1 protein-coding gene and 1 pseudogene are annotated in these 718 nt (G+C 53.1%); one reads left to right on the top strand and one right to left on the bottom strand.

The genetic code is table 11. The annotated features are described in order from the left end of the window. Positions 1-111 precede the first annotated feature (111 nt). Positions 112-339, top strand: a pseudogene (locus ALO43_RS31425) (hypothetical protein); the annotation flags it as partial. A gap of 156 nt (positions 340-495) precedes the next feature. On the opposite strand, the gene ALO43_RS12100 reads toward ALO43_RS31425, so the two are convergent. After that, positions 496-718 (bottom strand): SRPBCC family protein (locus ALO43_RS12100; RefSeq protein ID WP_328586976.1); only part of this gene is annotated, 223 nt, incomplete at its 5' end.

Here is a 718-nt window from a genome sequence, read left to right as displayed (position 1 = left end):
ATCGATGCCGTCGCCTACCAATATCTGGTGGCGCTGACTCATATCGAATTCCGAAGGGTGGCGTGAGTTGATTAAGTGGTCTATTAACTTGATGAGGGTCTTAACGAGGAGCTCATGCACCTGTCGGCTCTGACACCCACCAGCAGAGAACATCATGTTGAAAGGCATGGTGAGCTCTTCACCGGGCAGGAGATGCTTGATTGGTGGGCAGAGGGGGATAACCGTGTGCGCTGTCGCTGTGCATGCACCCCAGTGCTTTTAGATAACCAGGGTAGGCCTATGACTCCAGACCTCATGGCTAAAGCCAAGATGGACCTGAAGGCTTTCAAAGCGTCCTGATCTCATGGTTCGTAGCATTCAGCGTAATAGGCGAGGCTGGGGTGTAGTGAACTAATAATTCCCGACACTTCTTTAAGGCGAGAATACTCACCAGGTAGAGGTATCTGCTGTCCACTCCACTACACGCGCCAAAGGCTCACCTATCAATCTGCTCTCCTAGCCAACAGACTTCAAAGGAATCGGACCTTTAATCCTTTCCATCATGGTGGCGCAGTACCAATCATCGAATTGGCAGACGCCGGTCTCGGCGGTTTCGGAATACGGGCCTGGCTCATAGGAGGGCGAGGTCACACCGCGCTGCGTGCCTTCCACCAGGGTACAGTCCTGATCGTTGGTAGCGATCCATACCTTGGTCAGGCGATCAATGTCGTAGTCCACG

The sequence above is a fragment of the Pseudomonas tremae genome (genome assembly GCF_001401155.1).
GTDB lineage: Bacteria > Pseudomonadota > Gammaproteobacteria > Pseudomonadales > Pseudomonadaceae > Aquipseudomonas > Aquipseudomonas tremae.
The sequence above is the reverse complement of the archived record's forward strand: the minus strand, read 5'-3'. Positions and strand labels throughout refer to the sequence as shown.